Origin of the sequence: Terrabacter sp. 2RAF25 (assembly GCF_052115265.1) — a bacterium.
Classification (GTDB): domain Bacteria; phylum Actinomycetota; class Actinomycetes; order Actinomycetales; family Dermatophilaceae; genus Terrabacter.
Genome location: NZ_JBFRGJ010000051.1, coordinates 1 through 437 on the forward strand (window position 1 = coordinate 1; position 437 = coordinate 437).

Annotated in this window: 1 protein-coding gene; it reads right to left on the reverse strand. The window is 62.0% G+C overall.

The annotated features are described in order from the left end of the window. The coding region (locus AB4091_RS21905; RefSeq protein ID WP_442295031.1) for an energy-coupling factor ABC transporter permease at window positions 1-398 on the reverse strand (398 nt) is incomplete at its 3' end. Between the last annotated feature and the right edge of the window lie 39 nt (window positions 399-437).

Genomic DNA, 437 nt, shown 5'->3' on the forward strand with positions numbered 1-437 from the left:
GCCCCGCCAAAGGTGCTGATGGCTGCCAGCTTGGATGGGGTCACACCCTGACCGTAAATCGCCCAGAATGCCACCCAGGCGACGATGCCGCCCTGATAGGCCAGGGACAGCCAAAGAACCTGACCATAGCCGAGATCCACACAAGCCATGTCTGAGGGAATGATGCGGCGCGCCAATGCCTCTAGGACGAAAAGCGGCACCAGCAGGGTGGTCACGTTCATGCCGTATTGGGGCAGGTCGAAGGGCGCGAACAACAGCCCCTGCAGAAGCAGCCCCAGGGCCAGGCCGAACGCGGCAGGGGCCACGCCGAAGATCAGGAACAGTGTCGAGCCGAGAATGAGATGGACCTCGGACACGCCGACCGGAAAGTGAGGCAGTATCTCGAAGAACGAAAACACCAAGGCCGTGCTTGCAATGGCACGCCCGGTGAAGGAGGC